Genomic DNA, 24,955 nt, shown 5'->3' with positions numbered 1-24,955 from the left:
CGTCTCCTGGTGATGGGCCGCCTTCTCGCAGTCGCTCGTAATCGAGAGGCGCCGCATGGGCTTGGCTTGAGCGCGAGATGGTGCTCGCGACTAGAGTCATTGTTGTTGGTCGAGGACCCACAAACAAGGTGCCGCCACGCTGACACATAAGCGAAATTGAAGTGTCGATTGATACGGTTCCTCTGCGCCGCCGACGGGTCGAACACAAGGGCACCCTGCGACAACGCGGCATTTCAGCCGCTGCGCCCTGAGCGGCGGTCGTGGGTCAGGACGGCGCCACGGATCGGAACTACCGGGGCAGGCTCTTCAGCCGATCCACGATCGAGTCGAGCAAGTCGGCGTTTCGAAGCTGCTTGCCCTTAGACCAGAACAGGCAGACCTCGTACAGCGGAAGGCCCTCGCGAATCCGAACGATTTCGAAACCGTCCCGTGCCGCCTCCTGCGGTTGAAGGGCCGGGTGCGGGACCACGCACAGCAGCTCGGACTGGGCTACTAGATTGAGCAAGGTCGGGTAGTCCCCGCACTGGACCAAGATGCGTGGCGGCGGCAGCCTGTGCACTCGGTGCGCCTCCTCTATCACGTTGCCTGCGGTGCCGGTGCGACCGGCAACGCCCCAGCCGGCTCCGGCAATGTCGCGCAGCGACTGCGCTTCGGCGAGCGGATGCCCCTGGCGGGCGTAGATCCTCGGCGTGCTGGTGTGCAGCGGCACGCGCTTGGTGCCCGCCGACGGAAAGCGCCGGGGCAGCGGCGCGATGACCAGATCGAGCTCCTTGCTGTGGAGCGCAGCGAGCATCTCCGACGCATTGCCACCAAGGATCTGAAGCAGGCCATCCGGCTCGCGCAGCCGCCAGACGGATTCGATCGCCGGGGCATAGAGCAGGGCCGCGGCAGGCGCCATGCCGACCTTCAACACAGCCGCCTCACGGCCCAGACTCCACGGCCGCGGGTCCGCGGCAAACCTTGGCAACCGCTCCAGCCGGCCGAAGAGGTCGCCGGCATGCTGCGCCGCCTGGACAGCGGCGCTCGTCGGTAACTTCTGACGCCCTGCTTTCTCGAACAGGACGGCGCCCCATTCCTGCTCGAGGCTGCGCATGGCCATGGTGATCGCGGGCTGGCTCACACCGGCCGCCTCGGCCGCCGATGCGAACGATCCCTTTTCGACGACGAGCTGGAGGTATCGCAGGTGCTGAAGGTGCATGGCGCAAGGTTAGCGCCATCCACCGCAACCGCTACGCGATGCGTTTCGGATTCGGGCTCGTGTCCGCGTGCTCAATCATCATCTGCGCCAGACGCTGCAGAAGTTCGAGCTTCAACCCCTGCGCTTCGGGCGCATGCCAGAGGTTTCGCAACTCGTGCGGGTCGGCGCCCAGATCGTATAGCTCGCCCCAGTCGCCTTCGCCGAACACGCTCAGGCGGTGCGTGTCGCTGACCAGCGTGCGCACCCGCACGGGCTTCTCGAAGCCGAGATACGCGCGTTGCTGGTTCTCTTCCACCAGTACGGCGGCGCGTGCCGTTGGCAGCGCATCACCGGTCGGCGTGACCAGCGCCCGACCCTGGCTTCCGTTGGGCGGCGCAATGCCGGCGCGGCTGAGCAGCGTGGTCGGCAGGTCCATCGACGAGACCAGATCTCGGCGCACCGCGGCCGGCGCACCGCCCGGCTCGCGCCAGATCAGCGGAACGCGGATCAGGCTTTGGTAATGCAAAGGCCCTTTAAGCACGATGCCATGGTCGCCCATCAGGTCGCCGTGGTCCGAGGTGAAGACGACCACGGTGTTTTCGTCGGCGCCACTGGCGCGCAAGGCGTCCATCACCAGGCCGATGCGGTCGTCGATGTTGGTGATCATCCCGTAAGTCAGCGCGATCATCTCCTGCACCTCGCTCTCCGAGGCCGCGAAGAGGCGCGGCCCGTCGACCTTCGCTTTGCCTTGCCGCCGCTCGTCGAGCAGCCAGCGGACATGCGGCGCGGGCTCGCCGTCGCGCGACATGCTCGCCGGTACCTCGATCGAAGCCGGGTCGTACATGTCCCAGTAGCGCCCGGGCGGCGTCCACGGATGGTGCGGATCGGGGAACGAGCACATCACTGCGAACGGCTGCTCGGCGTTGCGCTCGACGTGGCGGCGGATCCACTGCGCCGTCTGATCGGCGATGTAGTGCGTCGGATAGCTGAACTCGTCGAGGTTCGTGCGCCAGGCCTGGGGCGCGACGTAGCGGGGGTCGCGCTGGCCGTGTTCGCGCCCCAGACGATTCGCCAGTTCGGGATGCTCGGCCTCCAGCCAGCGCAACCAGTCGCCGAAGCACTCGTCGGCGTGATGGTTGCAGAGGGTCACGTCCTGGAAACCATAGAACGGCAGGGTGAGCCGATGGTCGGGGTTCAACCAGCTCGAGCGCAGTTCCTGCTCATAGGCTGCAGCCGGCGCCGTCTCTCGGCGGGCCTCGAGATAGCGCTGCGACGGCTGCGTCCCCGGCAGCCGCTGCGCCGGCGGCAATACCGGAGGCAAATCCTCCATGTTCTGCAGGTGGCTCTTGCCGATCAGCGCCGTCCGGTAGCCGGCCTCGGCCAACAGGTCGGCGAAGGTGACCGATTCGAGCGGCAAGGGAATGCCGTTGCTGCGCGCGCCATGGGCCGAGGGCATGCGCCCCGTCATGATCGACCCCCGATTGGGCATGCACACCGGCGTCGCCACGTACGCACGCTCAAAGCGCTGCCCGGCGCTCGCCAAGGCATCGATATTCGGTGTTTTCACGACCGGATTGCCGTAGCAGCCGAGGTGATCGGCGCGATGCTGGTCGGTGATGAAGATCAGGAAGTTCGGACGCATGGTGCGGTCCTCGTCAAAAGTGGGTATGACGTCCATTGTTCGGTGCGGCGAAGGACTGGACAAGAGCGACGCGCTCCTAAACATAAGTGTCGCTTATGTCAGCCCGATCTTCTTGACACTTCAAATTCGCTTATCAATTGATCGTCGCACCGCTTGTCCTTCCTCTCGTGCCCGCCAAGAATGAGCTCCATTCAATCCATACACCGGAGACACGCGATGCCCCTTCTACCCCGTCGAACGACCCTGCTGCTGGCAGCGGCTGCCCTCACACCGCTGCTATCGCTGGCGCAAGCGCCGGCCTATCCGTCCAAGCCGATCACCCTGGTCGTGCCGTTCCCGGCCGGAGGCCCCAACGACATCCTCGCGCGGGCGATTGCCGAACGTGTCGGCCCGGTCCTCAAGCAGCCCATCATGGTCGACAACCGTTCAGGGGCGACCGGCAACATCGGCGCACAAGCCGTGGCCCGTGCTCCGGCGGACGGCCACACCCTCTTGCTGACGCTGGACACGTCGATCACCGCCAATCCCGCGCTGTACGGTAAGCGCATGGGCTACGACCCGGAGAAGGACCTGAAGCCCGTTGCATCTCTGGGCCGTTTCAGCCAGATGCTGGTAGTCAGCCCGTCCAGCAAGATTGCCGACTTCAAGCAGTTCGTCGAGGCCGCACGCAAGGATCTCAACTATGCGTCGGCTGGCAATGCCAGCCCCGGCCACCTGACGATGGAGTCGCTGCAGACGCTAATCGGCGGCCGGCTGAACCACATCCCGTACCGCGGCAACGCGCCGGCGGTGACCGATCTCCTCGGCGGGCAGGTGCAGGCCGGTTTCGTTGCGACGCCCTCGGTTGCGCAGCACGTGGCCGCGGGCAAACTAATCCCGCTGGCCGTGTCGGGCGCCAAGCGATCGAAACTCGCGCCGTCGGTGCCCACCGTTACTGAACTGGGGTACCCCGCCGCGACTGCCGAATTCGGCTATGTGCTGATGGTGCCGTCGGCAACGCCCGAGCCCATCGTTCAACTTCTCAATGCCGAGTTTCGCAAGGCGCTCGCCGACCCGGGGGTGAGCAGCAGGTTGCAGGCGATGGACATCGAACCCATCGCCGGCACCACGCAACAGGCTGCGACCGACCTGAAGGCCGGCCGCGAGCGCTGGACCAAGTTGATCAAGGAACGCGGCATTCAGCCCGACCAATGAAAGAAATAGGCACCATGAAGATCGAACACATCCACCACGTCGCCTACCGCTGCAAGGACGCCAAGGAAACCGTCGAGTGGTACGGCAAGATGCTGAACATGGACTTCGTGCTCGCGATTGCCGAAGACGAGGTGCCGTCGACTCGCCAGCCCGATCCGTACATGCACGTCTTCCTCGATGCCGGTGGCGGCAACGTGCTCGCATTCTTCGAGTTGCCGACTCAGCCGCCGATGGGTCGCGACCCGAACACGCCCGAGTGGGTGCAGCACATCGCGTTCAAGGTCAAGGACCGCGCCACGCTGCTTGCCTTTCGCGAGCGACTGGAGAAGAACGGCGTGCAGGTGCTCGGCGTGACCGACCACGGCGCTTTCCACTCGATCTACTTCTTCGACCCCAACGGCCACCGAGTAGAACTGGCCTGCCCGGACCCGGACGAGCAAGCCATGCTCGAACGGATGAACCAGGTGAAGTGGCAGATGCTAGAGGACTGGAACAAGACCAAGCGCGCACCGCGCCACGCGGCATTCTTGCACCAGCGCGAGTTCAAGCAATGAACGCCCGCACCGATGCGACGCACGACCCAGCCCTCGATAGCTGGGTCGAGTCGGCCAACGAGGCCGATTGCGACTTCCCGATCCAGAACCTGCCCGTCGGTCGTTTCCGGCGCAGCGCCGGCGACGAGTGGCGCCTGGGCATGGCCATCGGCGACCAGGTGCTCGATTTGCGTGCGGCCGGCCTGCTGGCGCATGCCGACATGAACCGGCTGATGGCACAAGGCACGGCCGCCCGACTGGCGCTGCGGGAACAGGCCAGCGCCGGACTGCGGCGCGGCAGCGCGAAGCAGTTGCTGTGGCAGGCCTGTCTGCTGCCGCAGGCCGCCGTCGAGATGGGCACGCCCTGCGAGATCGGTGACTACACCGACTTCTACGCCGGCATCCATCATGCGACGGCGGTGGGCAAGCTGTTTCGGCCGGCCGAACCGCTGCTGCCGAACTACAAGTGGGTGCCGATCGGCTACCACGGCCGCGCGTCGACGATCGGCGTGAGCACCCCTGGACTCGGCCAGACCTTCCCACGTCCTCTCGGCCAGACCAAGGCGCCCGACCGCGGAGCGCCCGGCTTCGGTCCGTGCCGTCGCCTGGATTACGAGCTCGAAATCGCAGCCTTCGTCTCGCGGCCCAATGGCGCTGGCGAACCGATCGCGATCAGCGAGGCCGACGAACACCTGTTCGGACTCGCGCTGTTCAACGACTGGAGTGCGCGCGACATCCAGTCCTGGGAGTACCAGCCGCTGGGGCCGTTCCTGTCGAAGAATTTCGCGAGCACGCTGTCGCCGTGGATCGTGACGATGGAGGCGCTCGCTCCGTTCCGCAAGCCCTACGTCCGGCCCGACGGTGATCCGGCCCCGCTGCCCTACCTGGACGATGCCGCCAACCGCGAACAGGGCGCCATCGACATCGAACTGGAGGTCTGGTTGCAGACCCCGACGATGCGCAAGGCGGGCCATGACGGCGACCGGCTAATGCGATCGAACTTCGGCGATGCCTACTGGACGCTGGCGCAACTGGTCGCGCACCACACGGTGAACGGCTGCGGCCTGCGGCCGGGCGACCTGCTTGGATCGGGAACGCTGTCCGGGCCGGGCGAGGATCAGGGTGGTTCACTGCTCGAGCTTTCCCGCGGAGGCCAGCAGCCGATCGAGCTGTCCAGCGGTGAAACACGGACCTTCCTCGAAGACGGGGACACCGTCATCCTGCGAGGCTACTGCGCGCGCGAAGGCTTCCAGCGCATCGGCTTCGGAGAGTGCCGCGGCACCGTAATGCCGTCGCGGCAGGCCTGAAAGCGTACCGAGGAGGCTCCGTGGCAAGGAGCACCCGGCTTGCACAGGTGGTCACGGAATTTCTGACGGTGCGACGCCGATGGTCGGTGGCTTGATGGCGGTCGGCTCGCCGCACCGCCTGATCGAAGGACTGGTGCGCCACGAAAAGAAGGACCTGACGCTGATCGTCAACGACACCGCGCGCCCCGGCGTCGGCGTCGGCCTCGACGAGGTGCAGCGCGTTACCGGGACACTGCTAAATCGCATCGACCGGGGCAAGCCTCGCGCGCGTCGACGCGGCGCGACTGCTTGCGATTCTCGCGTGGTGTGCGCGCGTCCAACGGCGCACTATGCGTGCCGATGCGACGCATGCCAGAGCGGCGGCCTCGTGCTCGTGCCGCAGGGTGTTGCTCTTGCGGCCATCGCCGGCATGCTGCCCGAGCGCGGCCCTGTATGCGGCCATGCTGTCGGCGCAAGTTGGGCGGGTGCCGCGCAAACGTTCAATTCCGCTCGAATCAACACTACGGCAAGGCTCAGCCCCCTCTAGGGGCTGCCAAGGATTCCATGCGTGAAAAGACCGCTCTGTGGCGAAATGGCGAATGTCGGCCGTCAGTGAAATTCGCGAACGACCGGTCTTGAAAGGCCCGTGCGGCAGCAACGGGCCCCAAACGCGCTATCCGCATCAAACTCACGTTGCCCGCTGAAGTACCACAGCGGTCGCTCTGGTACGTCGGCTTCAGCTTCAGTTTGTTGCCCGCCTTGAGCGTCGCGACCTTGCCCCGCAGCGAGGTCGTCCAGGGCTTGCATAGCAGCTCTACCGGGCCGGGAGTCAAGATTCGACGAGTCGCCCGCTACAGGGCCTCGTTGTGAGCGACCGCTTCGTGCACAGAGTTCCAGTGCTCCCCCAGATTGCGCCTCGAGAGGTATGTCGCGTCGTAGCTCGGGTTGGCCAAGAGCCAAGTCAACGGCGCACCGATGCGACCTTCATATGCAATGGGTGGAATCTCCGTGCGCAGCGCATCAGGGTCAAGGATCAGTCGCCGAGTTCAACCTCGCCCTCGACTTCGACCGGAATATCGAACGGCAACTCCGCCACCCCGATCGCGCTGCGCGCATGCGCGCCGGCTTCCGGCCCGTAGAGCTGGATGATCAGATCCGAAAACCCGTTGATCACCGCGGGTGTCCGGTTGAAGCCCGGCGCCACATTGACCATACCGAACACCCGCACCCAGGCCGAGATGCGATCGAGATCGCCGATGGCTCGCTGCAAGCTGCCAAGAATGGCCAGCGCGGTGAGTTGTGCGGCCTGGTAGCCCTGCTCGACAGTGAGTTCGCGCCCGACCTTGCCTCGCGGCTCGGCGACGCTCCCGTCGTTGGATTGCGGCCCGTGCCCGGAGATCAGCACGCGACGGCCGATGACTCGGACCCACGGGAAAGGAAGGGCCACGCCCGGCGGAAGCGACAGCAGCGGAGGGAGCGAGAGGTCCAGGGACCGAAGCTTGTTTTCGATGCGCGACATGGCCGCAGATGCTACGACCGTCTCGCCGATCCCGCAAAGAAAAACGCCGAGGAGCGCGGAGCCCCTCGGCGTGTCTTCAGGCCTTGAAGCCTTCGGGATCGATCACTTGCTGTTGAAGTCCAGCGCGGCCGTCAGGTCGCCCATCGGCTTGCCGCCGTTCTTCAGCAGCGCCACGTCGCGTTCGACCAGGCCCGGCAGCGGCGGCAGCGACCAGCGGTGCGTGATGAAGCGCAGCGTGGAAGCCGTGTCGTACGGCGTCTTGTCGACGAAGCCCTTCTTGGCGTACGGCGAGATGATCAGCGCCGGAATGCGCGTGCCGGGACCCCAGCGGTCGCCCTTCGGCACGGTGGCGTGGTCGTAGAAGCCGCCGTTTTCGTCGTACGTGACGACGACCAGCATGTGCTTCCACTGCGGGCTGGCCTGCAGCTTGGCGATCACGTCGGCGATGTGCGCGTCGCCATCGGTGATGTTGGCGTAGCCGTTGTGCTGGTTGAGGTTGCCCTGCGGCTTGTAGAAGGCCACCGCAGGCAGCTTGCCGGCGGCCGCGTCCTTCAGGAAGTCGGCGTCGAAGTCCTTCAAGTGCGTGGCGCGTGCATCGGGATGCGCGACCGGATCGAACTCGGCGTAGTAGTTGAACGGCTGGTGGTGGAACTGGAAGTTCGGCGTCACCGCGGCGGCGGGCGCTGCCGCATCCGGGCCAGGGAACTTCCGGTCGCCCTCGGCGATGGCCGTGGTGCTGTTCCATGCACCGCCGTACCAGGCCCAGCTCAGGCCCTTCTTGTCGAGCAGGTCTCCGATGGTGGTCTGCGTCTGCGGCGGCAGCGTGTTCGCCTTGGTCGGGTCAGCGAAGAACTTGGTCGAGTCGCCGGCCGCCGGCGCGTTGCCGCTCGGCTGGTAGGGCGGCTGCATGGTGTTGACCGCGTAGAACTTGCCGCTCGCATCCTTCGGCGTCAGCGTGTTGTCGTTCTTGTAGGTCGCCGCACCGTTGAGCACCGAGGCGGGCGAGTTGGCCGCAGGCGTCAGCCGGACGAAGTTGCCGTTGGCGTCCACGTCGATCGCCGAGATGGTTGCCTTGGCCGGAGAGGTGTCGGCATCGGCGTTCGGGTAGGTCGGCGCACAGGCGCACACCAGGTACTGGTGGTTCAGGAACGACCCGCCGAAGGCGCCCATGAAGAAGTGGTCCGCCAGCGTGTACTGCTTGGCGATCTCCCACATCTTCATCTTGCTGCCGTCGAAGTAGCCCATGCTCAGGCCGCCTGCGTCGGAATAGGCAGTGAACTTGTCGTTCTTGCCGCCGTTGATCTGCATCTGGTTGTTGTAGAAGCGATGGACGAGGTCGCGCGTGATGGTCGTTTGATCAATCTTGGTGCCCGTGTTGAAAAAGCCGGCCGGGTCGTCGATCTGGAACATCTTGTTGGGCATGCCAACGGTCTGCGCTTGCGTGATCGTGGCGGACTGGCCAGCGATGGTCACGCCGCCCCATACCGGCGGCAGCGCGGGCAGGGTGGCGCCGTCGAAGTCCTTCTGCGGTTCCGGATTGCTCGACGTCGACGTCGGGTTCACGCCCGGAATGCCGTCGGCGCCGGGGAAGAGCCCGTAGAGGTTGTCGAAGCCACGGTTCTCGGCATAGATGACGACGACGTTCTGGATCTTCTCGAGCGCGAGGCGGTTGCGCAGTGCCTGGATCACGTCGCCGCCCGAGCTTGCCTCGGCCACGGCTTCGGCGATGCGCTCGATGGCCTCGTCGATCTCGGCCTGCAGCAATGCCTTGATGCCCTTGTCGTCCATCTTGTTGTGGTCGACCATCAATTGTGTTTCGGTCACGCCCAGGCGCTTGGCCAGGGCGGCGCGCGCGGCGGCAAGGTCGCCGCCGTTGTCGTCCATCATCGCGGTGAGTTCGGTGCTGATGGCACTGACCACAGCATTCGCTCCGGCGGGTGCGCGGAACACGAGCGGCTGCGTCACGGCGCTTTCGGTGTCGGTGGCCGGGTCGTAGCGCTTGCTCGACGTGCCGATTTCGGCCACGACGGCGCCTTGTCCATTCACCTTGAAGGCGCCGTTGTTGTCGGTCGTCGCGCTGGCTTCGTTGCTGTCGCAGCGGCCGTTGTTGTTGGCGTCGATGCAGACCTTGGCGTTGCGGTAGTAGCTGCCGGTGACGACGCCCGAGGTGGTGGCCGTGCTGGCCGTGCCAACGGGCAATGCAAAGCCCGATCCGCTGCTGCCACCGCATGCCGCGACGACGGCAGCCGCCACGATCGAGATGGGCCAGGGCGAGAGGCGGACCATCGGGTTGCGCAGGAGCCGCGCGAATGCGGCGCGGGATGTTGCAGAGGGTTTCATCATGTGTGGAGTTATGCGGTTGTTGATGAGTCCGGTCGAACGCCCGGCGCCCGCGATGTTCGTCCTGCTCGATGACAGGCACATTTCAGAAAAATGGTTTCATCGCCGTTTCGGGGGCTCAAGCGTCATTCGGATGTCATGTTCGATGCCTACGCTGCGCGATCTGCCCCGGTTTCCTGGGGCCATGCCTGCGATGCGCATTTCAAATCTGTTCCGGTCGATCCGATTCCGGCTGGGCCTTCTTGCGTTGGCGTCCTTCGCGCTTGCCGCTTGCGAGCGGCCGACGCCTTCCGTCTCTGCGAACCCACCGGCGGCTCCGTTGGCGACAACGCCCGCGCCGGTGCCCGCGTATGTCGGCGCGACCTACGCGCCCGTGCCCGGGAAACCGCAGCCCACCGCCGCGCAGCTGACGGCACTGGGGCGCAGGATCTTCTTTGATCCGTCGCTGTCCGCATCGGGCGCGCAGTCGTGCGCCAGTTGCCACGACCCTCACCATGCCTTTGGCCCGCCCAACGCGCTGTCGGTTCAGTTGGGCGGCGTCGACGGTCGCACACAAGGCCCTCGAGCCACTCCGTCGTTGCGCTATCTCGAAACGCTCACGGCCTTCTCGGAGCATCACCACGACAACGATGGCGACGACAGCATCGACGCCGGCCCCACCGGCGGACACATGTGGGACGGCCGGGCCGGTTCGGCGCACGAACAGGCCGGGCTGCCGCTGCTGTCGGCAGCCGAGATGGCCAACGCCTCGATCGAAGACGTGGCCCATAAGCTGCAGCGCGCGGCCTACGCGGACGAGATGCGTGCCGTTTTCGGCGCCGACGTGTTCGGCGACGCACCGGGGGCGTTCCGCGCTGCAGGCATCGCGCTCGAGGTCTTCCAGCAGTCGCCCGCTGAGTTCTATCCTTTCACGAGCAAGTACGACGCCGTGCTGCGCGGCGAGCAGAAGCTGAGCCCCGCCGAAATGCGCGGCCTGCGTCTCTTCAAGGCCGAGGACAAGGGCAACTGCGCGTCATGCCATCTCAGCGATCGCACGCCGGACGGTGCGTTTCCGCTCTTCAGCGACTTCGGCATGATCGCGATCGGCGTGCCGCGCCACCGTGGCCTGGCAGCCAATGCCGACCCGGCCTATCACGACCTCGGACTCTGCGGGCCGATCCGCACCGACCTCAAGGACCATCCCGAATACTGCGGCCTGTTCCGTACGCCGACCCTGCGCAATGTGGCGGTGCGTCAGGCGTTCTTCCACAACGGTGTGTTCCATTCGCTGGAAGAGGCGGTGCGCTTCTATGCCCAGCGCGACACCGCGCCGCAGCGCTGGTACGGGCGCGATGCCAAGGGCAGGGCGCAGCCCTTCGACGACCTGCCGGCGGAGTACCACGGCAACATCAACACCGACCCGCCCTTCGGCCAGAAGCGCGGAGACAAGCCCACCTTGACGGAGCCGGAGATTCGCGACGTGGTTGCGTTCCTGAGGACGCTGACGGATGCCGATCAACTGAGAGCCGCCGGCCATCCGGCGAAACCTTAGGCGCTTCGGATTTCAGGTGTCCGTATCGTGGATCAGCCGCCGGCCGAGGCTGATGGCATCGTCCTGCGCATAGCCGAGCTTGCGGTAGAACGCGATCACCTCCGCGTTGGACGAACGCACCAGCAGATTGATCTTCGGGCAACCTCGCTCCATGAGCAGCCGCTCGGCTTCGTGCATGAGCGCGCGGCCGATGGATTGCTTGCGATGCTGCAGTGACACCGCGAGGTAGTAGACCCACCCGCGATGTCCATCGAAGCCCACCATCGCGGAGCCGACGAGCGCATCGCCGATCGTCGCGACCAGGAAGAGCTCCGGCTGCTCGCTCAGCTTGCGCTGGATGTCGCGATGCGGATCGTTCCAGGGCCGCGTGAGCCCGCACTCGCGCCAGAGCGCGATCACACTGTTTTCGTCGGAAGGGTGGAACGAGCGGATCTTCATGATTCGCCTCTCGCCCTGACGTCCGCCACCACGCGCGCGTAGCGCTGGAAGCTCCAGTAGGCGCTCGCCCAGTCCATCAGCACGACGAGGCGGTTGCGGAAGCCGATCAGGAAATACACGTGCGCGAACAGCCAGAACAGCCACGCCATGCGACCCGAGAAACGCAACGGGCCGAAGGGCGTCCCGAGGTCCACCACGGCGGAGTTGCGGCCGATCGTGGCGAGATTGCCGTAGTCGCTGTAGCGGAAGGGCTCGGTCGGCTGGCCGGCGATGCGGCGAAGAATGTTCGTGGCGGCGGCGCGCCCCATCTGCTTCGCGCCGGGCGAGACACCGGGCACGGGCGTCGGCTCCTTGCCCGGCCGATAGCTCATCGCGGCGGCGAGATCGCCCACCACGCTGATGTCCGGGTGCCCCGGCAAGCTCAGGTCGGGCAGCACCTTGACCCGGCCCGCGCGGTCCGTTTCGGCACCGGTGGCGCTCGCCAGCAAGCGGCCAAGCGGCGAGGCCGCCACGCCCGCGGCCCAGACCACGCAATTGCACGCGATGCGGTGGCTGCCGACGCCGGCGCCGCCATCGCTGAACGGCGATTCGACCTGCAGGCCGCCCTCGTCGACCGACGTGACCTTCGCATTGAGGCGCACCTGCACGCCGAGCTTCTGCAACTGCTCCAGCGCGCGCTGGCTGAGCGACTCGGGCATGGCCTGCAGCACGCGCGGTCCGCCCTCGATCAGCAGGATCTCCGCGCTACCCGGATCGAAGCGCCGGAATTCGCCCGAGAGGGTGTGGCGGGCGATCTCGGCGAGCGTGCCCGCCATCTCGACGCCGGTAGGCCCCGCGCCGATCACCGCAAAAGTCAGCAGCGCGCGACGACGTTCCGGATCGGATTCAACCTCTGCCGCTTCGAAACTCAGGAGGATGCGGCGGCGGATCTCGAAGGCATCGGCCAGCGTCTTGAGGCCCGGCGCCATCTTTTCCCACTGGTCATTGCCGAAATAGCTGTGTGTCGCGCCTGCCGCGACGATCAGGTGGTCCCATCCGATCCGGGTGCCGTCGCCCAACTGGATCTCGCGCGCGGCCGGATCGATGTGCGTGACTTCGCCGAGCAGTGTCGTGACGTTGGGCTGTTGCCGAAACAGCAGCCGCACCGGCGCCGCGATGGCGGGCGCGGCAAGGCCCGCGGTCGCCACCTGGTAGAGCAGGGGCTGGAAGAGATGATGGTTGGTCTTGTCGATGACGGTGATGTCAACATCGGCTTTCTGCAGCTTGCGCGCGGCCTCCAGTCCACCGAAACCGCAGCCGATGATCACGATGTGCGGGCGGCCGTTGTTCTTGGAAGTGCTCATTCGCAGGATGATACGCAGGCAGGGCGATGGCAAGCTCTCGCAACTTGTGCCAAAGTGGCGCGTTCCGCTGCGCCGGCGTCGCGGTTCCGTCTCTTCGGGCGAGACCTTGTCCTACGGCGTCTTCCTGTGTACGTGGGCTAAAACCCGTCGAGACGAAACTTGGAGACCCCATGAACCTGATCCGGCCGGCCGCGCCCGCGGCGGACGAACTGCGCGAGCGTTTCCAGTCGGTGCGTGCTCACAGTCTTTCACTGGCGGCGCCACTCTCCGCCGAGGACCAGTGCATCCAGTCGATGCCCGATGCCAGTCCCACCAAATGGCATCTTGCGCACACCACCTGGTTTTTCGAGACCGTGTTGCTCCAGGCGCACGCAAATGGTTACCGGGTGTTCGATCCGCGCTTTCACTACCTTTTCAATTCGTACTACGAGGCGCTGGGTCCGCGTCATCCGCGGCCACAGCGCGGCCTGCTGACGCGGCCGTCGCTCGAAGAGGTGCACGCGTATCGGCACCACGTGGACGAAGCCGTGCGGGCGCTGCTCGGCAGCGCGAGTGAGGCGGACTGGTCGGCGATCGAATCCATCGTCACGCTGGGGCTGCATCACGAGCAGCAACATCAGGAGTTGATCGTCACGGACATCCTGCATGCGTTGTCATGCAACCCCTTGCAGCCGGCGTACCGGCCGGCACCGGGACCTGCGTTGCGTCTCGCTGCGGTGGCGCGGCCGATGCAATGGTTGTCGAGGCCCGGCGGCGTGATCGAGATGGGCCATGACAGCCATGGCTTTGCCTTCGACAACGAGACGCCGCGCCACTCGGTGTTGTTGCAGCCCTATGCCATCGCAGACCGTCTCGTGAATTGCGGCGACTATGCGCAGTTCATCGCCGACGGCGGCTACGAGCGGCCCGAACTGTGGCTGTCCGATGGTTGGGCCACCGTCCAGGCCCAGGGATGGCGCTGTCCGGCCTACTGGCTTGCATCGGGCGATCCGAGGCTGATGCACCAAGGCGCGACCACGGGCTGGCAGGTCTTCGGTCTGCACGGCGTCAGGCCGATGGAGCCCGAGGCGCCGGTCGCGCAACTGAGCTTCTATGAAGCCGCCGCCTACGCCGAATGGGCCGGGGCGCGGCTGCCGACCGAGTTCGAGTGGGAAGCGGCGTACAAAGCACCCGGCATTTCGCAGATGACCGGCCATGTGTGGCAGTGGACGCGCTCTTCCTACGACCCCTATCCAGGCTTTCGGCCGCTCGCGGGCATCGCGGCGGAATACAACGGGAAGTTCATGGTGGGCCAACTGGTGCTGCGAGGCAGCAGTGTCGCGACCCCGCAAGGGCATGCGCGGGCCAGCTATCGCAACTTCTTCCCGCCGGCGGCACGCTGGCAGTTCTCGGGGCTGCGGCTCGCGAAAGACCTCTGATGGGCACTCCAGCATTCAACCTCCAGGCATTCCGCGCGGCACAGCGGGCTGCGCCCCTGTCCGACTTCGCCCGCGAACTGAACGCAGGGTTGAGCCTCGACGCGCGCAGCATATCGCCCAAGTTCTTCTACGACGTCGCGGGCTCGGCGCTGTTCGATCGCATCTGCGAACTGCCCGAGTACTACCCGACACGCACGGAGGTTCGCATCCTCACCGAATGTGCGCCGGAGATCGCGGCGCAGATCGGACCCCATGCCGAGATCGTCGAGTTCGGCGCGGGTTCGCTCACCAAGGTGCGGCTGCTGCTCGACGCGCTTGAATCGCCGAAGCGCTATGTGCCCATCGACATCTCGGGCGAACATCTCGAAGCCGCGGCCGCGCGCCTGCGCAAGGACTATCCGAAGCTGATCGTGCAGCCGATGGTGGCCGACTACACGATGCCGCTGGTGCTTCCGTCGCGCGAGAAGGGTGGCGGCCAGCGCGTGGGATTTTTTCCGGGGTCGACGTTGGGCAACTTCAGCCCCGAGGAGGCGCTCGCCTTCATGCAACTGGCGCAGCGGCTGCTCCGTGGTGGCGGCTTGCTTCTGGGCGTCGATCTCGTGAAGGACCCCGCACTGCTGCATGCCGCCTACAACGACGCGCAAGGCGTGACGGCGGCCTTCAACCTCAACCTGCTGCGACGCGCCAACGCCGAACTCGAAACGGATTTCGACGTCGACGGCTTCACACACGCCGCGTTCTACAACTCGCCGCTGCGGCGCATCGAGATGCACCTCGTGAGCCGGCGCGCGCAGACTGTGACGCTCGACGGCCAGCGTTTCAACTTCGAGGAAGGCGAGACGATCCATACCGAGAACTCGCACAAGTTCACTGTCGATGGGTTGCGCGCCCTCGCCGTGAAGGCGGGCTTTCGGCCTGCGGCGGTATGGACCGATCCGGAGCGGATGTTCAGTGTGCACTGGCTCCAGGCGAAGGATTGACCGTTACGGTATGTCCGTTACGCGCCAGCAGTGCTCACAGATTGCCGCAGAACACCTCTCGGTTCAGGTCTACAGGGCTCGTTCGGACGACAAGCGCATGGGGCGAACCCGTCAACTGAGACAGCGGTGCGGGTGCTGTATTGGTCAAACGGAAAGGCCCGCTGGCCGGAGCCAGCGAAGTGGGGTTGTTGATCTCGGTCACCAGAACGACCTTGTTCAAGGCGAACTTGGGGTTGGGTGCAAGGCTTCCACATCGGCCTTCAAACACAGCCATGTACAACTGCACAGGCGGCGTCGTCGCGACGCTCAGGCCCGAGACTTCGATCGTCACCACGGTGGCATCTCCTTGTGGACGCAGGAATGCCTTGCCGACCTGACCCGCGTTCATCCCCGTCGCCGAAAGCTGTACTGTCTTCATACTTGCCTCGGCTGCACGGTTGCTTGTGGTACACCCCCACATCCAATGAAGCCCGACGATGGTCGCGACAATGAGAAAGGATCTCAGCGCTTGACGCTGGACACGGTTGTGCTTCTCCACCTGACGCCCTTCGATGTCTTGCTTCATGGGCCACCTCGCTTGAAACGGGTTTGAGTCAATATAGGCGAAGGACCGGCGTTTTCACAGCACTAGCCGGAATCAGCATGCGTAGTGACCCAGAGAGCCAAGATCCCAAACTGCTGCGCCGCCTGTTGCGCGCGAAGGACCGGATGGACGCCGCCTCGCACGAGGGCTGGCCCGTCCGGCGGCTGGCGGAAGTGAGTGGTGTCTCCGCGGCCCACTTCGCCCGATCGTTCAAGCAAGCCTTCGGTGTGCCTCCGCACCGGTATCTGCTCACCCGGCGCATCGAGCGCGCGACGGCACTGCTGCGCGACACCGACCTGCCCATCACCGAGATCGCCTTCCACACGGGGTGGGCGAGCCTTGGCACCTTCGGGCGCATCTTCCGCGACATCACCGGCGAGAGTCCCAGTGCGATCCGGGCGCAGGGGAGAGCGATGGCGAACGACCTCGGTCGCGTGCCCGCCTGCATCGTCAGCGCCGCGCACCGGCCCGACCTCACGATCGCAGTTTTGGAGAAGCGGCGCCGAATCGCAGTCGATATAAACGGGTCTCAAGAAAAGGAGATCTCATGAGTCAAGGTGTACAAGTGGCTGGTCTGTATGTGCGAGACCAGGACGAAGCGCTCACGTTCTACGTCGAGAAGCTGGGCTTTCGCGTTCACACGGACGTGAAGAACGGGGACTATCGATGGCTCACCATCCAGCATCCGGACCAGCCGTCGTTCCAACTCGGACTGTTCAAGCCAGGGCCGCCAATGCTCGATGCTGCGACGGCGCAGACGCTGAACGCGATCGTGGCCAAAGGCGCGATGCCGCCGCTGGTGCTGGTCGTCGACGACTGCCGCGTTGCCTACGACCGGATGAGCGAGCGCGGCGTCGAGTTCACGCAGGAACCCGTGGAGCGCTACGGCACCGTGGATGCAGGCTTCCGCGACCCGTCGGGTAACGGGTGGAAGATGATCCAGGAGCGCCGCTGAGGCGGCTGGCGCCTTGCTCAGGCCTTCGTATTCGCCTGGTCGTCCCGAAACGCTGCTTCTCCGGCGTCCGACACCTCGACCCACTTCTTGTCGGGCGCTGCGTCCGGGACGTAGCTGTCGTGCCAGTTCCACCACTTGTAGGGCGGCGTTTGGGGATAGCCCTCGGGTGAGTCTTCCCAGACCTCTTGCCGGCCCAGCGGCGTGATGTCGAGGTAGTTCCAGGTGCCCCCCATCTGCTCGTCGCCGCGGCTGTGGATGAAGTAGGTGCGGAACACGCGATTGCCGTCGCGGTAGAACACGTTCGTGCCGTGCCACTCGCCCACGCCGAAGTCGGCGTCGAAGCTGTCGGTGATGGTGAACCACGGCATCTTCCAGTCCATCCGCGCCTTCAGCCGCGCGATGTCCGCCTGAGGTGCGCGCGAGATGAAGGCGAGGGTCGTGTCGCGGGCGTTCAGGTGGGCGAGGTGGGCGACCTGGTCGGCCACCATGGAGCAGCCCCGGCAGGCTTGGTCGGGCCAGCCGAACACGCCGGGCTCGTAGAAGGCGCGGTAGACGATCAATTGACGCCGGCCGTCGAACAGGTCGAGGAAGCTCATCTTGCCCGAAGGTCCTTCGAAGACATACGAGGTCTTCGCCTCCATCCACGGCATTCGCCGGCGCTCGGCGGCCAGGGCGTCGCGCGCGTGGGTGTGCGCCTTTTCCTTCACGAGCAGCTTCTGGCGGGCCGCTTCCCATTCCTGCGGCGACAAGACTGGCGGTGTATGCATGGCAGAGGTGGTCATGGTTTGAATCTCCATTCGATGAACATCGGTCGTTGTGGACTGGGAGAAAGTTTGGCACCGGAAGCCCAACGCCGGGAGTAACAAGTGTGGCGACATTCCAGGCGCCGAAGCGGCGTCTGGCATCAAAATCGCTTGCCTTTCGGTGGAACAACGAAGCAAGGATGACATTCATGGCGAAGATCCCTCCCGGCGTCGGTCCTCGTTATCCGCAAGTCGTGATGCTGGTCGGCGCGACGGGCGACCTGGCGCGGCGCAAGCTGCTGCCGGGCCTGTTTCACCTCTGCAGTTCGGGCTTCATCCCCGGCTGCCGGATCATCGGCGTCTCGCTCGACGAACTCGACGCCGAAGGCTTTCGCGCCGCCGCGCGCAGTGCGCTGGATGAATTCGGCAGTCGCAAGGTCTCGCCGGCCGCCTGGGACGCCTTCGCGGGCATCCTCGACTACGTGCCGCTCTCGGGGGGGGCGCAGGCGCTCAAGGAAGCGGTCGAACGCGCCGAGGCGTCGCTCGGCGCACCCGAGTGCCGGCGCCTTCACTACCTGAGCGTGCCGCCGAGCGCGGCCCTGTCGGTGGTACGCATGCTGGGCGCGGCCGACCTGGTCGAGCGCTCGCACATCGTGATGGAGAAGCCCTTCGGCACCGATCTCGCGAGCGCGGTGTTCCTGAACAGCCAACTGCACGAGGTGTTCCAGGAGGAGCAGATCTTCCGCATCGACCACTTCCTCGGCAAGGAGCCGGCGCAGAACATCCTGGCCTTCCGCTTCGCCAACGGCCTTTTCGAGCCGATCTGGAACCGCAACTTCATCGACCATGTGCAGATCGACGTGCCCGAGACCCTCGGTCTCGGCAAGCGCGCGGGCTTCTACGAGCAGACCGGCGCCTACCGGGACATGGTGGTGACGCACCTCTTCCAGATCCTGGGCTTCATGGCGATGGAGCCGCCCACGGCGCTCGAACCGGCGCCGATCAGCGAGGAGAAGAACAAGGTCTTCCGCAGCATGCTGCCGATCGTGCCCTCGGAGGTGGTGCGCGGGCAGTACAGCGGCTACAGGCAGGAAGAGGGCGTCGACCCCGATTCGGATACGGAGACCTTCGTGGGGCTCAAGTGCCATATCGACAATTGGCGCTGGGCCGGCGTGCCTTTCTTCCTGCGCACCGGCAAGCGCCTGGCCGAGGGGCAGCGCATCATCTCGATCGCCTTCCGCGAACCACCCAAGAGCATGTTCCCGTCCGGATCGGGCGTCGGTGCGCAGGGGCCGGACCACCTGACCTTCGACCTTGCCGATGCATCGAAGATGTCGCTGTCCTTCTACGGCAAGCGACCCGGGCCGGGCATGCGCCTGGACAAGCTGAGCCTGCAGTTCGCGATGCGCGATACAGGGCTGGTCGGCGAAGTGCTGGAAGCCTACGAGCGCCTGATCCTGGACGCCATGCGCGGCGACCGCACCTTGTTCACGACGGCAGAGGGTATCGAGCGGCTGTGGCAGGTTTCAACGCATCTGCTCGAGTCGCCGCCGCCGGTGCGGCTCTACGAGCCGGGATCGTGGGGGCCGAAGCCGATTCACCAGCTGATCGCGCCGCATGCCTGGCGGCTGCCCTTCGAGCGCGCCTGGCGAGATCCGAACAGAGCGGGAAGCTGAGGGCGCGGGCGTTGAGCGACACCGCGCAGGCGGCTTGTGCAATGATGCGTCGTCGGCGCAGGCGTTGTACCGAATTCAATCATTCACCAGGAGACATGCCATGGCAACAGATCCGTTCGGCGACATGAAGAATATGCTGGAGCAACTCAAGATGCCGGGCATCGACATGGGGGCCATCGTCGAGGCGCGACGCAAGGACGTCGAAGCCTTGGTCGAGGCCAACAAGTCGGCTTACGAGGCCATGCAGGCCATCGCGCGCAAGCAGACCGAAATGATGACCGAGTCGATGCAAGTCATGCAGGAAGCCGCGAAGGGCGTCGGAGACCCGTCGAAGCAGACCGAGGTGGTTCGCAATGCCTTCGAGAAGACCATTGCCGACATGAAGGAAATTGCCGAGATGGCGAAGCGGTCGCAGACGGATGCAATGGCCCACATCACGCAGCGCGCAGCCGAGCACATGGAAGAGATCAGGAAGCTGATGTCGCGCAAGTAGGTGCCGGGCGCGACAGCGTCGACTTGGCGTTCGAGTCGTTCACTCCGGAAACCTTGCCGGCGTTGAAAACGGCTTGGTCGCATGTTGCGCCATCGCAGTCGTTGGCAGTCCGAATGCGCTCGATGCCAGGACGGCGACCATCACGATGAGAAACCGCTTCATCCGGGAACCTCCATCATTGAACACGCCTGATGTGCTACTTTCGTGAGTGTGAATGGCGCATCGCGCCTTGGAGTCACGAAATGAAAGCAACCTGGAACGGCGTCACCATCGCCGAGAGCGACGACACGGTGGTCGTCGAAGGCAATCACTATTTCCCCATGGAATCGCTCAATCGCGACCATGTGACCTTCAGCAACCACAAGACCACCTGCGCCTGGAAAGGCACGGCGAGCTACTACTCGCTGCTGGTCAACGGCGAACTCAACACCGATGCCGCCTGGTACTACGCCGATCCCAAGCCCGAAGCAGAGATGGTCAAGGACCGCGTCGCCTTCTGGAAAGGCGTGAAGGTGACTGAGTGAGCACGGCATTCAGCCCACCGTTCACGCCGCCCGATCGCCTCGTTTCCACCTTGCGCCAGGACGGCTATGCCGTGCTGAGCCCGCAAGGCGTGGCCCAGTGGCTGGGCGCATCGCTGTCGGAGCTCGAAGCGCTTCACGGCGATTGGCAGCAGCTGCCGCCTGACGACTACCTGAAGGACGGGGGGCGCTATCGCACGCGCCGCCATGCCTGTTTCACGGTCGATGGCGCGACGCTCGTGCAGGCGCCGCATCGCGCGCATTGGCAGCCGGTCGAATACAACGCGCTGCATGGCGGCATGCAGCGCTGGTTTGCGCCGATGGAAGAGGGCACTGTGGCGCAGCCCGTGTGGCAGCGCCTGATGCGCGCGCTCGGCGATGTGGCGAGCGGCTTGCGCGGGACCCAGCCCTGGTACATCGAGGCGCACCAGTTCCGCATCGACACCGCCGACGGCATCGGCCGGCCGACGCCCGAAGGTGCGCACCGGGACGGTGTCGACGTGGTCGCGGTCGCGCTCGTCGGCCGCCACAACATCAAGGGCGGCGAGACCCGCGTCTTCGAGGCGACCGGTCGTCGTGGCGAACGCTTCACGATGACCGAACCGTGGACCTTGCTCCTGCTGGACGACGCACGCGTCATCCACGAATCGACGCCGATCCAGCCGCTGATCGAGGGCGAGCCCGGATGGCGCGACACCCTGGTCGTGACGTGCCGGGCCGGCAGTTTTCAGGGCGATTGATGCTGCGCTGCGGACTGGAGAAGTCCTACATCCGCAGTGCATGTCTTGGATGTAAATTCGGGGCCCGGTTCGCCCGCGAATCCTGTTCTGTGCATGAAAGAGGTCTGCCATGTTCAATCACATCCTGGTGCCCATCGACGGCTCCGAAACGTCGATGCTGGCGGTCAGCAAGGCCAGCGGGCTGGCCCTTGCGTTCGGCAGTCGCATCACACTCATTCACGTGGTGGACAACTACCCCTTCATCGGCGTGGGCGCTGACTACGCCTTGGGGCAGAACGAATACCTCGCCGCCGCGACAAGCAGCGCCAATGCGGCGTTGGCGCGTGGCGTGGCGGCGCTGGCAGCCGAAGGCCTGCACAGCGACCAGCGCGTGATCGACGGGCACGTGGTGCACGAGGGCATCGTCGACACCGCGATCGCCATCGGCGCCGACCTGATCGTGATGGGCTCGCACGGGCGCACGGGCATCGAGAAACTGCTGCTCGGCAGCGTGACGCAGCGCGTGCTGCAGGATGCGAAAGTGCCTGTGCTCGTCGTCAAGGGCGAACACTAGAAAGGCGGCGGGCTTTCGAATCGGCACATCCGATCTTCGGCCGGATGCATGAATTCGAGCATCGTGGCATGCAGCATGAGCCTCGGCGCTCGTTGCCGGAGGTGTTCATCGCCGTAGAGCGCATCGCCGAGAATGGGGTGGCCGATCGACTGGAGATGCACTCGCAGTTGATGGCTTCGCCCGCTGAGCGGCTCCAGCCACAAGTGACTGGCATCGCGATCGGGCAATGGCTGCTTGACGCGCCATCGCGTCTGGCTCGGCTTGCCGGCGGCATCGATCTTCTGTAGGGGCCTGCGCGGCCAGTCGGCCATGAGCGGGGCGTCGATCAAGGACCATTCATCGCTGAGAGGCAACAGGCCGTCGACGATCGCTTCATAGCGCTTGCTGACCTGCCTTGCGGCGAATGCGTCGCCGAGTGCGCGCTGAATGGAGAGGCTGCGTGCCATCAGCACCAGGCCGCTCGTCGCCATGTCGAGCCGATGCACGACCAGCGCATCCGGCCAGCGGCGCGTGACACGCGCGCTCAGGCAATCCTGCTTGTCCGCGCCGCGGCCGGGCACGCACAGCAGGCCGGCAGGCTTGTCGAACACCAGCAGATGCGGGTCTTCGTGGATCAGGTGCAAGTCAGCCTCGGTCATGGTCGGTCAAGTCTAGAGGTGTCAGCTATCCTCGCTGCGATGTCCGCTCCCGCTCCTGCTGCTCCCTCGCGATCTTCCAGTTTTACCGACCTCACGCGCGAGCGGCCCTTCATGCAGTTGTGGGTTGCGCGGGTGTTCGGCACCGCCGCAAGCCAGATGCTGCTCGTCGCCATCGGCTGGCACATGTACGACATCACGCACAGCGCCTGGGATCTCGGCCTGGTGGGCCTCTACCAGTTCGTGCCGGCGCTGCTTCTGGCGCTGCTCGCGGGGCACGTGGTCGACAACCATCATCGCGGGCGCATCGTTGCGACGTGCTTCGCGGTGCAGGGCGCGGTGTCGCTCGTGCTGTTGCTGGCCGTGCATGCGTCGCACGATTCGCGCGGCCTTCTGTTGGGGCTGTCGCTGGTGCTCGGCGCGGTCCGCGCCTTCCAGATGCCCGCGCAGCAGGCGCTGACGCCGTTGCTCGTGTCGCCGATCATGTTGCCGCGCGCGATGGCCTTCAGTTCGGCCGGCATGCAGGGCGCCATCATCGGAGGGCCCGCCTTGGGAGGGCTGCTGTTCGTCGCGGGCATGGGCGTGGTGTACGGCGCCGCGGTGGCGTTCTTTGCGCTGGCTTCGACGCTGGTGCTGCGTCTGAAGTACGTCTACACCCTGTCGCCGCGCGAGCCCGTGACGCTCAAGACGGTGCTGGCCGGTGTCGATTTCATCTGGAAGCGCAAGCCGGTGCTGGGCGCGGTCTCGCTCGACCTGTTCGCGGTGCTGCTGGGCGGCGCCGTCGCGCTGCTGCCCATCTACGCCAAGGACATCCTCCATACCGGCCCTTGGGGCCTGGGGCTGCTGCGCGGCGCGCCGGCGATCGGTGCGCTGTTCATGTCGATCATGCTCACGCGCCGGCCGGTCGAACGCCGTGTGGGCCGCAAGCTGCTGATGGCGGTGGCGATGTTCGGCGTGTGCATGATCGTGTTCGGCATCTCGCGCAACTTCGTCGTGTCGATGATCGCGCTGGCGGTCTCGGGTGGTGCGGACATGGTCAACGTGGTGATCCGCCAGACGCTGGTGCAGCTCGAGACGCCGGACGCGATGCGCGGGCGCGTCAGCGCGGTGAATTCGATCTTCATCGGCGCGAGCAATCAGCTCGGCGAGTTCGAGTCCGGCGCCACGGCGGCCCTGCTGGGGCCGGTGGGCTCGGTCGTGGTGGGCGGTATCGGCACCGTGCTGGTGGCCGCTGCATGGTTCCGGCTGTTTCCCTCGCTCGCGCGGAGGGATCGTCTCGTCAAGCTAGAAAGCTGAGAACGCGTAGGGCACGTCGATCGTGACGTCGCCGACCGGTTCCGCCACGCAGGGCAGGATCCAGCCCTCGGCCTTTTCGTCGGAACTCACGCCAGGCCATTCGATGCGATAGCGGATCTCGCCGGCCACGAGCTTGCAGATGCAAGTGCGGCAGGTGCCGTTGCGGCAGGAACTCGGCAGCTCGATGCCGGCGGCGTCGGCGGATTGAAGCAGCGTGCGTTCGGATTCGGTCTCGAAGATGAATCCGCCCGGTTCGACCAGGGCCTTCATCGTGGGCGAGAAGCGGAGGATCGAGGGATGGAGGATTGCTGCCTCCGCTGATCGCGCAGCATGAAGAGATAGAGGCTTTCAACCTTCTCGCGCGCCCAGGGCGTCTTGCGCAGGAACTTGAGGCTGGACGAGACGCTCGGGTCGCTCGTGAAGCAACGCAGGGGAATGCGCTCGCCCAGCCCCTGCCAGCCGTAGTGCGCCTCGAGCGCCGTGACGATGGCTTCCAGCGTGAGGCCGTGCAGGGGATTCCGGGCCTGCTTCTGCGCCGCCGGGGGCTGCGCGGCGTCGTCCATCACTTGTTCTTGAGCTTGCCGCGTGGGATGACCGCGGTCGTGACCGTACGCACCGGCTCGATGCCTGAACCTGGCGGCTTCGGCGGCGAGGTGTCCTTCTTGGGTTTCTTGGTTTCCTTGTTGCTGCGCTGTTGACCCTTGGCCATGGATATCTCTCCGGGATGATGCAAATGTGACGATCAGTTTATAGCCCCAGCGAAGAGCCCCCACGGCCGTCACTTCTCGGCGCGGCGACAATACGACCCTTTACCGTTCCGTTCCCCGCATTCATGTCAGATTACGAAGTCCGCCCCGCCACCATGCGCGACGCCAAGGCCGTCGCCGAAATCCACGCCGCCGCCGCCAGGGCCGCGTACGAGGGCATCCTCCCCGAAGACCAGTTGCGTGCGCTGGCCCCCGGCACGCGCGAGGCCAAATGGCGCGAAGCCATCGAATTCAGCGAGCCGCAGGTGCATGTGGCCGAACTGGACGGCGAGATCGTCGGGTTCGTGGGCTTCGACCGCTCGCGCGATCCCAAGACGCCGTCGACCACCGGCGAGATCTGGGCGATCTACGTCAAGCCCGAGCATTGGGGCAAGGGCGTCGGCGTGGCGCTGTGGGACGCCGCACGCGACGGTCTCGAGGAAGAAGGCTGCACGGTGGTCACCGTGTGGGTGCCGTTGCGCAACGACCGTGCGATGCGCTTCCATGAACTCGCCGGCTTCAAGCGCGAGATGAAGACCGCCAAGACGACCGCGATCGGCGACGTCAAGATCGAAGAAATCCGCCTGAAGCGAACCGTCTGACGCGACCGCGC

The 24,955-nt window shown here is 65.6% G+C and carries 29 protein-coding genes; 16 read left to right on the top strand and 13 right to left on the bottom strand.

Annotation, left to right across the window (positions count from 1 at the left end; all coding sequences use genetic code 11):
* Nucleotides 1-289: 289 nt before the first annotated feature.
* Together AC1DHL_RS23090 and AC1DHL_RS23085 are read right to left on the bottom strand one after the other, a co-directional pair.
* Nucleotides 290-1,198 (bottom strand): LysR family transcriptional regulator, encoded by a 909-nt coding sequence (locus tag AC1DHL_RS23090; protein ID WP_478163497.1) that lies wholly within the window; start codon nucleotides 1,196-1,198, stop codon nucleotides 290-292.
* A gap of 31 nt (nucleotides 1,199-1,229) precedes the next feature.
* Complete coding sequence (locus AC1DHL_RS23085) at nucleotides 1,230-2,819, bottom strand: sulfatase-like hydrolase/transferase (protein ID WP_478163496.1); 1,590 nt, start codon at nucleotides 2,817-2,819, stop codon at nucleotides 1,230-1,232.
* A gap of 216 nt (nucleotides 2,820-3,035) precedes the next feature.
* Between AC1DHL_RS23085 and AC1DHL_RS23080 the strand changes: the two genes are divergently transcribed.
* The 4 genes from AC1DHL_RS23080 to AC1DHL_RS23065 are packed head-to-tail and all read left to right on the top strand — an operon-like array spanning nucleotide 3,036 to nucleotide 6,379.
* Nucleotides 3,036-4,013 carry a Bug family tripartite tricarboxylate transporter substrate binding protein gene (locus AC1DHL_RS23080; RefSeq protein WP_478163495.1) on the top strand — a complete coding sequence of 326 codons (978 nt, stop codon included), beginning with the start codon at nucleotides 3,036-3,038 and terminating at the stop codon, nucleotides 4,011-4,013.
* A gap of 14 nt (nucleotides 4,014-4,027) precedes the next feature.
* Nucleotides 4,028-4,567, top strand: a complete 540-nt coding sequence (locus AC1DHL_RS23075; protein ID WP_478163494.1) for a VOC family protein — start codon at nucleotides 4,028-4,030, stop codon at nucleotides 4,565-4,567.
* Complete coding sequence (gene fahA / locus AC1DHL_RS23070) at nucleotides 4,564-5,853, top strand: fumarylacetoacetase (RefSeq protein ID WP_478163493.1); 1,290 nt, start codon at nucleotides 4,564-4,566, stop codon at nucleotides 5,851-5,853. Before AC1DHL_RS23075 ends, fahA begins: the two co-directional genes overlap by 4 nt.
* A gap of 58 nt (nucleotides 5,854-5,911) precedes the next feature.
* A complete protein-coding gene (locus tag AC1DHL_RS23065) occupies nucleotides 5,912-6,379 on the top strand; it encodes a CoA-transferase (RefSeq protein ID WP_478163532.1) in 468 nt (155 codons plus the stop codon).
* A gap of 486 nt (nucleotides 6,380-6,865) precedes the next feature.
* Here the strand turns inward: AC1DHL_RS23065 and AC1DHL_RS23060 are convergent, their stop codons facing one another.
* Entirely contained in the window at nucleotides 6,866-7,351 is a 486-nt protein-coding gene (locus AC1DHL_RS23060; RefSeq protein WP_478163492.1) for a RidA family protein, read from the bottom strand.
* A 102-nt stretch (nucleotides 7,352-7,453) separates the two neighbouring features.
* Nucleotides 7,454-9,637 (bottom strand): acid phosphatase, encoded by a 2,184-nt coding sequence (acpA, locus tag AC1DHL_RS23055; RefSeq protein WP_478163531.1) that lies wholly within the window; start codon nucleotides 9,635-9,637, stop codon nucleotides 7,454-7,456.
* Nucleotides 9,638-9,884: 247 nt separating this feature from the next.
* Between acpA and AC1DHL_RS23050 the strand changes: the two genes are divergently transcribed.
* Nucleotides 9,885-11,222 (top strand): cytochrome-c peroxidase, encoded by a 1,338-nt coding sequence (locus AC1DHL_RS23050; RefSeq protein WP_478163491.1) that lies wholly within the window; start codon nucleotides 9,885-9,887, stop codon nucleotides 11,220-11,222.
* A 12-nt stretch (nucleotides 11,223-11,234) separates the two neighbouring features.
* Here the strand turns inward: AC1DHL_RS23050 and AC1DHL_RS23045 are convergent, their stop codons facing one another.
* Both AC1DHL_RS23045 and AC1DHL_RS23040 read right to left on the bottom strand, forming a co-directional pair.
* Nucleotides 11,235-11,660 (bottom strand): GNAT family acetyltransferase, encoded by a 426-nt coding sequence (locus AC1DHL_RS23045; RefSeq protein ID WP_478163490.1) that lies wholly within the window; start codon nucleotides 11,658-11,660, stop codon nucleotides 11,235-11,237.
* On the bottom strand, nucleotides 11,657-13,003 hold the full coding sequence (locus AC1DHL_RS23040) for an NAD(P)/FAD-dependent oxidoreductase (RefSeq protein ID WP_478163489.1): 1,347 nt from the start codon (nucleotides 13,001-13,003) through the stop codon (nucleotides 11,657-11,659). The genes AC1DHL_RS23045 and AC1DHL_RS23040 overlap by 4 nt, the downstream gene beginning before the upstream one ends.
* 170 nt (nucleotides 13,004-13,173) lie before the next feature.
* Between AC1DHL_RS23040 and egtB the strand changes: the two genes are divergently transcribed.
* Both egtB and egtD read left to right on the top strand, forming a co-directional pair.
* On the top strand, nucleotides 13,174-14,421 hold the full coding sequence (gene egtB, locus AC1DHL_RS23035) for an ergothioneine biosynthesis protein EgtB (protein WP_478163488.1): 1,248 nt from the start codon (nucleotides 13,174-13,176) through the stop codon (nucleotides 14,419-14,421).
* Nucleotides 14,421-15,401, top strand: a complete 981-nt coding sequence (gene egtD / locus AC1DHL_RS23030; protein WP_478163487.1) for an L-histidine N(alpha)-methyltransferase — start codon at nucleotides 14,421-14,423, stop codon at nucleotides 15,399-15,401. Before egtB ends, egtD begins: the two co-directional genes overlap by 1 nt.
* Before the next feature lie 34 nt (nucleotides 15,402-15,435).
* On the opposite strand, the gene AC1DHL_RS23025 is transcribed toward egtD, so the two are convergent.
* Nucleotides 15,436-15,966: a hypothetical protein gene (locus tag AC1DHL_RS23025; protein ID WP_478163486.1), complete on the bottom strand. Its 531-nt coding sequence runs from the start codon at nucleotides 15,964-15,966 to the stop codon at nucleotides 15,436-15,438.
* A gap of 77 nt (nucleotides 15,967-16,043) precedes the next feature.
* Between AC1DHL_RS23025 and AC1DHL_RS23020 the strand changes: the two genes are divergently transcribed.
* Entirely contained in the window at nucleotides 16,044-16,535 is a 492-nt protein-coding gene (locus AC1DHL_RS23020) for a helix-turn-helix domain-containing protein (protein ID WP_478163485.1), read from the top strand.
* Nucleotides 16,532-16,939 carry a VOC family protein gene (locus tag AC1DHL_RS23015; RefSeq protein WP_478163484.1) on the top strand — a complete coding sequence of 136 codons (408 nt, stop codon included), beginning with the start codon at nucleotides 16,532-16,534 and terminating at the stop codon, nucleotides 16,937-16,939. The genes AC1DHL_RS23020 and AC1DHL_RS23015 overlap by 4 nt, the downstream gene beginning before the upstream one ends.
* Before the next feature lie 17 nt (nucleotides 16,940-16,956).
* On the opposite strand, the gene AC1DHL_RS23010 is transcribed toward AC1DHL_RS23015, so the two are convergent.
* Complete coding sequence (locus AC1DHL_RS23010) at nucleotides 16,957-17,721, bottom strand: DUF899 domain-containing protein (protein ID WP_478163483.1); 765 nt, start codon at nucleotides 17,719-17,721, stop codon at nucleotides 16,957-16,959.
* Between the two features lie 170 nt (nucleotides 17,722-17,891).
* On the opposite strand from AC1DHL_RS23010, the gene zwf reads away from it, so the two are divergent.
* Entirely contained in the window at nucleotides 17,892-19,358 is a 1,467-nt protein-coding gene (zwf, locus tag AC1DHL_RS23005; RefSeq protein ID WP_478163482.1) for a glucose-6-phosphate dehydrogenase, read from the top strand.
* Nucleotides 19,359-19,458: 100 nt separating this feature from the next.
* Complete coding sequence (locus AC1DHL_RS23000; RefSeq protein WP_478101002.1) at nucleotides 19,459-19,851, top strand: phasin family protein; 393 nt, start codon at nucleotides 19,459-19,461, stop codon at nucleotides 19,849-19,851.
* Between the two features lie 39 nt (nucleotides 19,852-19,890).
* Here AC1DHL_RS23000 and AC1DHL_RS22995 read toward each other — a convergent pair whose 3' ends face one another.
* The gene (locus AC1DHL_RS22995; protein ID WP_478101004.1) at nucleotides 19,891-20,013 is read right to left on the bottom strand and encodes a hypothetical protein; all 123 of its coding nucleotides are present in this window, start codon (nucleotides 20,011-20,013) and stop codon (nucleotides 19,891-19,893) included.
* 80 nt (nucleotides 20,014-20,093) lie between these two features.
* On the opposite strand from AC1DHL_RS22995, the gene AC1DHL_RS22990 reads away from it, so the two are divergent.
* The 3 genes from AC1DHL_RS22990 to AC1DHL_RS22980 all read left to right on the top strand — a co-directional run bounded on the left by AC1DHL_RS22990 (nucleotide 20,094) and on the right by AC1DHL_RS22980 (nucleotide 21,665).
* The gene (locus tag AC1DHL_RS22990) at nucleotides 20,094-20,375 is read left to right on the top strand and encodes a DUF427 domain-containing protein (protein WP_478163481.1); all 282 of its coding nucleotides are present in this window, start codon (nucleotides 20,094-20,096) and stop codon (nucleotides 20,373-20,375) included.
* Complete coding sequence (locus tag AC1DHL_RS22985; RefSeq protein ID WP_478101008.1) at nucleotides 20,372-21,112, top strand: 2OG-Fe dioxygenase family protein; 741 nt, start codon at nucleotides 20,372-20,374, stop codon at nucleotides 21,110-21,112. Before AC1DHL_RS22990 ends, AC1DHL_RS22985 begins: the two co-directional genes overlap by 4 nt.
* 109 nt (nucleotides 21,113-21,221) lie before the next feature.
* A complete protein-coding gene (locus AC1DHL_RS22980) occupies nucleotides 21,222-21,665 on the top strand; it encodes a universal stress protein (protein WP_478101010.1) in 444 nt (147 codons plus the stop codon).
* On the opposite strand, the gene AC1DHL_RS22975 is transcribed toward AC1DHL_RS22980, so the two are convergent.
* The gene (locus tag AC1DHL_RS22975; RefSeq protein WP_478163480.1) at nucleotides 21,662-22,303 is read right to left on the bottom strand and encodes an RluA family pseudouridine synthase; all 642 of its coding nucleotides are present in this window, start codon (nucleotides 22,301-22,303) and stop codon (nucleotides 21,662-21,664) included. The two genes, AC1DHL_RS22980 and AC1DHL_RS22975, sit on opposite strands and share 4 nt — an antisense overlap.
* Nucleotides 22,304-22,414: 111 nt before the next feature.
* Between AC1DHL_RS22975 and AC1DHL_RS22970 the strand changes: the two genes are divergently transcribed.
* Complete coding sequence (locus tag AC1DHL_RS22970; RefSeq protein ID WP_478163479.1) at nucleotides 22,415-23,596, top strand: MFS transporter; 1,182 nt, start codon at nucleotides 22,415-22,417, stop codon at nucleotides 23,594-23,596.
* On the opposite strand, the gene AC1DHL_RS22965 is transcribed toward AC1DHL_RS22970, so the two are convergent.
* Genes AC1DHL_RS22965 through AC1DHL_RS22955 form a run of 3 tightly spaced genes read right to left on the bottom strand, consistent with a single transcriptional unit; the run spans nucleotide 23,585 to nucleotide 24,305 of the window.
* Nucleotides 23,585-23,866, bottom strand: a complete 282-nt coding sequence (locus AC1DHL_RS22965; RefSeq protein ID WP_478101015.1) for a 2Fe-2S iron-sulfur cluster-binding protein — start codon at nucleotides 23,864-23,866, stop codon at nucleotides 23,585-23,587. The two genes, AC1DHL_RS22970 and AC1DHL_RS22965, sit on opposite strands and share 12 nt — an antisense overlap.
* Nucleotides 23,863-24,159, bottom strand: a complete 297-nt coding sequence (locus AC1DHL_RS22960) for a VF530 family protein (protein ID WP_478163478.1) — start codon at nucleotides 24,157-24,159, stop codon at nucleotides 23,863-23,865. The genes AC1DHL_RS22965 and AC1DHL_RS22960 overlap by 4 nt, the downstream gene beginning before the upstream one ends.
* The gene (locus tag AC1DHL_RS22955) at nucleotides 24,159-24,305 is read right to left on the bottom strand and encodes a hypothetical protein (RefSeq protein ID WP_478101019.1); all 147 of its coding nucleotides are present in this window, start codon (nucleotides 24,303-24,305) and stop codon (nucleotides 24,159-24,161) included. The genes AC1DHL_RS22960 and AC1DHL_RS22955 overlap by 1 nt, the downstream gene beginning before the upstream one ends.
* 123 nt (nucleotides 24,306-24,428) lie before the next feature.
* Here AC1DHL_RS22955 and AC1DHL_RS22950 point away from each other — a divergent pair, with 123 nt between their 5' ends.
* On the top strand, nucleotides 24,429-24,944 hold the full coding sequence (locus tag AC1DHL_RS22950) for an N-acetyltransferase family protein (protein WP_478163477.1): 516 nt from the start codon (nucleotides 24,429-24,431) through the stop codon (nucleotides 24,942-24,944).
* Nucleotides 24,945-24,955 lie beyond the last annotated feature (11 nt).

This window comes from Variovorax sp. 10L426 (genome assembly GCF_056395305.1).
The sequence above is the reverse complement of the archived record's forward strand: the minus strand, read 5'-3'. Positions and strand labels throughout refer to the sequence as shown.

What these genes read in the sequence shown, in the direction of transcription:
- AC1DHL_RS22990 (WP_478163481.1), top strand. Translation starts at nt 20,094, where the DNA reads ATGAAAGCAACCTGGAACGGCGTCACCATCGCCGAGAGCGACGACACG.
- AC1DHL_RS23045 (WP_478163490.1), bottom strand. Translation starts at nt 11,660, where the DNA reads ATGAAGATCCGCTCGTTCCACCCTTCCGACGAAAACAGTGTGATCGCG.
- AC1DHL_RS22980 (WP_478101010.1), top strand. Translation starts at nt 21,222, where the DNA reads ATGTTCAATCACATCCTGGTGCCCATCGACGGCTCCGAAACGTCGATG.
- AC1DHL_RS23090 (WP_478163497.1), bottom strand. Translation starts at nt 1,198, where the DNA reads ATGCACCTTCAGCACCTGCGATACCTCCAGCTCGTCGTCGAAAAGGGA.
- AC1DHL_RS22950 (WP_478163477.1), top strand. Translation starts at nt 24,429, where the DNA reads ATGTCAGATTACGAAGTCCGCCCCGCCACCATGCGCGACGCCAAGGCC.
- egtD (WP_478163487.1), top strand. Translation starts at nt 14,421, where the DNA reads ATGGGCACTCCAGCATTCAACCTCCAGGCATTCCGCGCGGCACAGCGG.
- fahA (WP_478163493.1), top strand. Translation starts at nt 4,564, where the DNA reads ATGAACGCCCGCACCGATGCGACGCACGACCCAGCCCTCGATAGCTGG.
- AC1DHL_RS22995 (WP_478101004.1), bottom strand. Translation starts at nt 20,013, where the DNA reads ATGAAGCGGTTTCTCATCGTGATGGTCGCCGTCCTGGCATCGAGCGCA.
- AC1DHL_RS23060 (WP_478163492.1), bottom strand. Translation starts at nt 7,351, where the DNA reads ATGTCGCGCATCGAAAACAAGCTTCGGTCCCTGGACCTCTCGCTCCCT.
- AC1DHL_RS23080 (WP_478163495.1), top strand. Translation starts at nt 3,036, where the DNA reads ATGCCCCTTCTACCCCGTCGAACGACCCTGCTGCTGGCAGCGGCTGCC.
- AC1DHL_RS22960 (WP_478163478.1), bottom strand. Translation starts at nt 24,159, where the DNA reads ATGGACGACGCCGCGCAGCCCCCGGCGGCGCAGAAGCAGGCCCGGAAT.
- AC1DHL_RS23020 (WP_478163485.1), top strand. Translation starts at nt 16,044, where the DNA reads ATGCGTAGTGACCCAGAGAGCCAAGATCCCAAACTGCTGCGCCGCCTG.
- AC1DHL_RS23085 (WP_478163496.1), bottom strand. Translation starts at nt 2,819, where the DNA reads ATGCGTCCGAACTTCCTGATCTTCATCACCGACCAGCATCGCGCCGAT.
- AC1DHL_RS23025 (WP_478163486.1), bottom strand. Translation starts at nt 15,966, where the DNA reads ATGAAGCAAGACATCGAAGGGCGTCAGGTGGAGAAGCACAACCGTGTC.
- AC1DHL_RS23015 (WP_478163484.1), top strand. Translation starts at nt 16,532, where the DNA reads ATGAGTCAAGGTGTACAAGTGGCTGGTCTGTATGTGCGAGACCAGGAC.
- AC1DHL_RS22970 (WP_478163479.1), top strand. Translation starts at nt 22,415, where the DNA reads ATGCAGTTGTGGGTTGCGCGGGTGTTCGGCACCGCCGCAAGCCAGATG.
- AC1DHL_RS23010 (WP_478163483.1), bottom strand. Translation starts at nt 17,721, where the DNA reads ATGACCACCTCTGCCATGCATACACCGCCAGTCTTGTCGCCGCAGGAA.
- AC1DHL_RS23075 (WP_478163494.1), top strand. Translation starts at nt 4,028, where the DNA reads ATGAAGATCGAACACATCCACCACGTCGCCTACCGCTGCAAGGACGCC.
- AC1DHL_RS23000 (WP_478101002.1), top strand. Translation starts at nt 19,459, where the DNA reads ATGGCAACAGATCCGTTCGGCGACATGAAGAATATGCTGGAGCAACTC.
- zwf (WP_478163482.1), top strand. Translation starts at nt 17,892, where the DNA reads ATGGCGAAGATCCCTCCCGGCGTCGGTCCTCGTTATCCGCAAGTCGTG.
- AC1DHL_RS22965 (WP_478101015.1), bottom strand. Translation starts at nt 23,866, where the DNA reads ATGAAGGCCCTGGTCGAACCGGGCGGATTCATCTTCGAGACCGAATCC.
- AC1DHL_RS22955 (WP_478101019.1), bottom strand. Translation starts at nt 24,305, where the DNA reads ATGGCCAAGGGTCAACAGCGCAGCAACAAGGAAACCAAGAAACCCAAG.
- AC1DHL_RS23050 (WP_478163491.1), top strand. Translation starts at nt 9,885, where the DNA reads ATGCGCATTTCAAATCTGTTCCGGTCGATCCGATTCCGGCTGGGCCTT.
- AC1DHL_RS23040 (WP_478163489.1), bottom strand. Translation starts at nt 13,003, where the DNA reads ATGAGCACTTCCAAGAACAACGGCCGCCCGCACATCGTGATCATCGGC.
- acpA (WP_478163531.1), bottom strand. Translation starts at nt 9,637, where the DNA reads ATGGTCCGCCTCTCGCCCTGGCCCATCTCGATCGTGGCGGCTGCCGTC.
- egtB (WP_478163488.1), top strand. Translation starts at nt 13,174, where the DNA reads ATGAACCTGATCCGGCCGGCCGCGCCCGCGGCGGACGAACTGCGCGAG.
- AC1DHL_RS22975 (WP_478163480.1), bottom strand. Translation starts at nt 22,303, where the DNA reads ATGACCGAGGCTGACTTGCACCTGATCCACGAAGACCCGCATCTGCTG.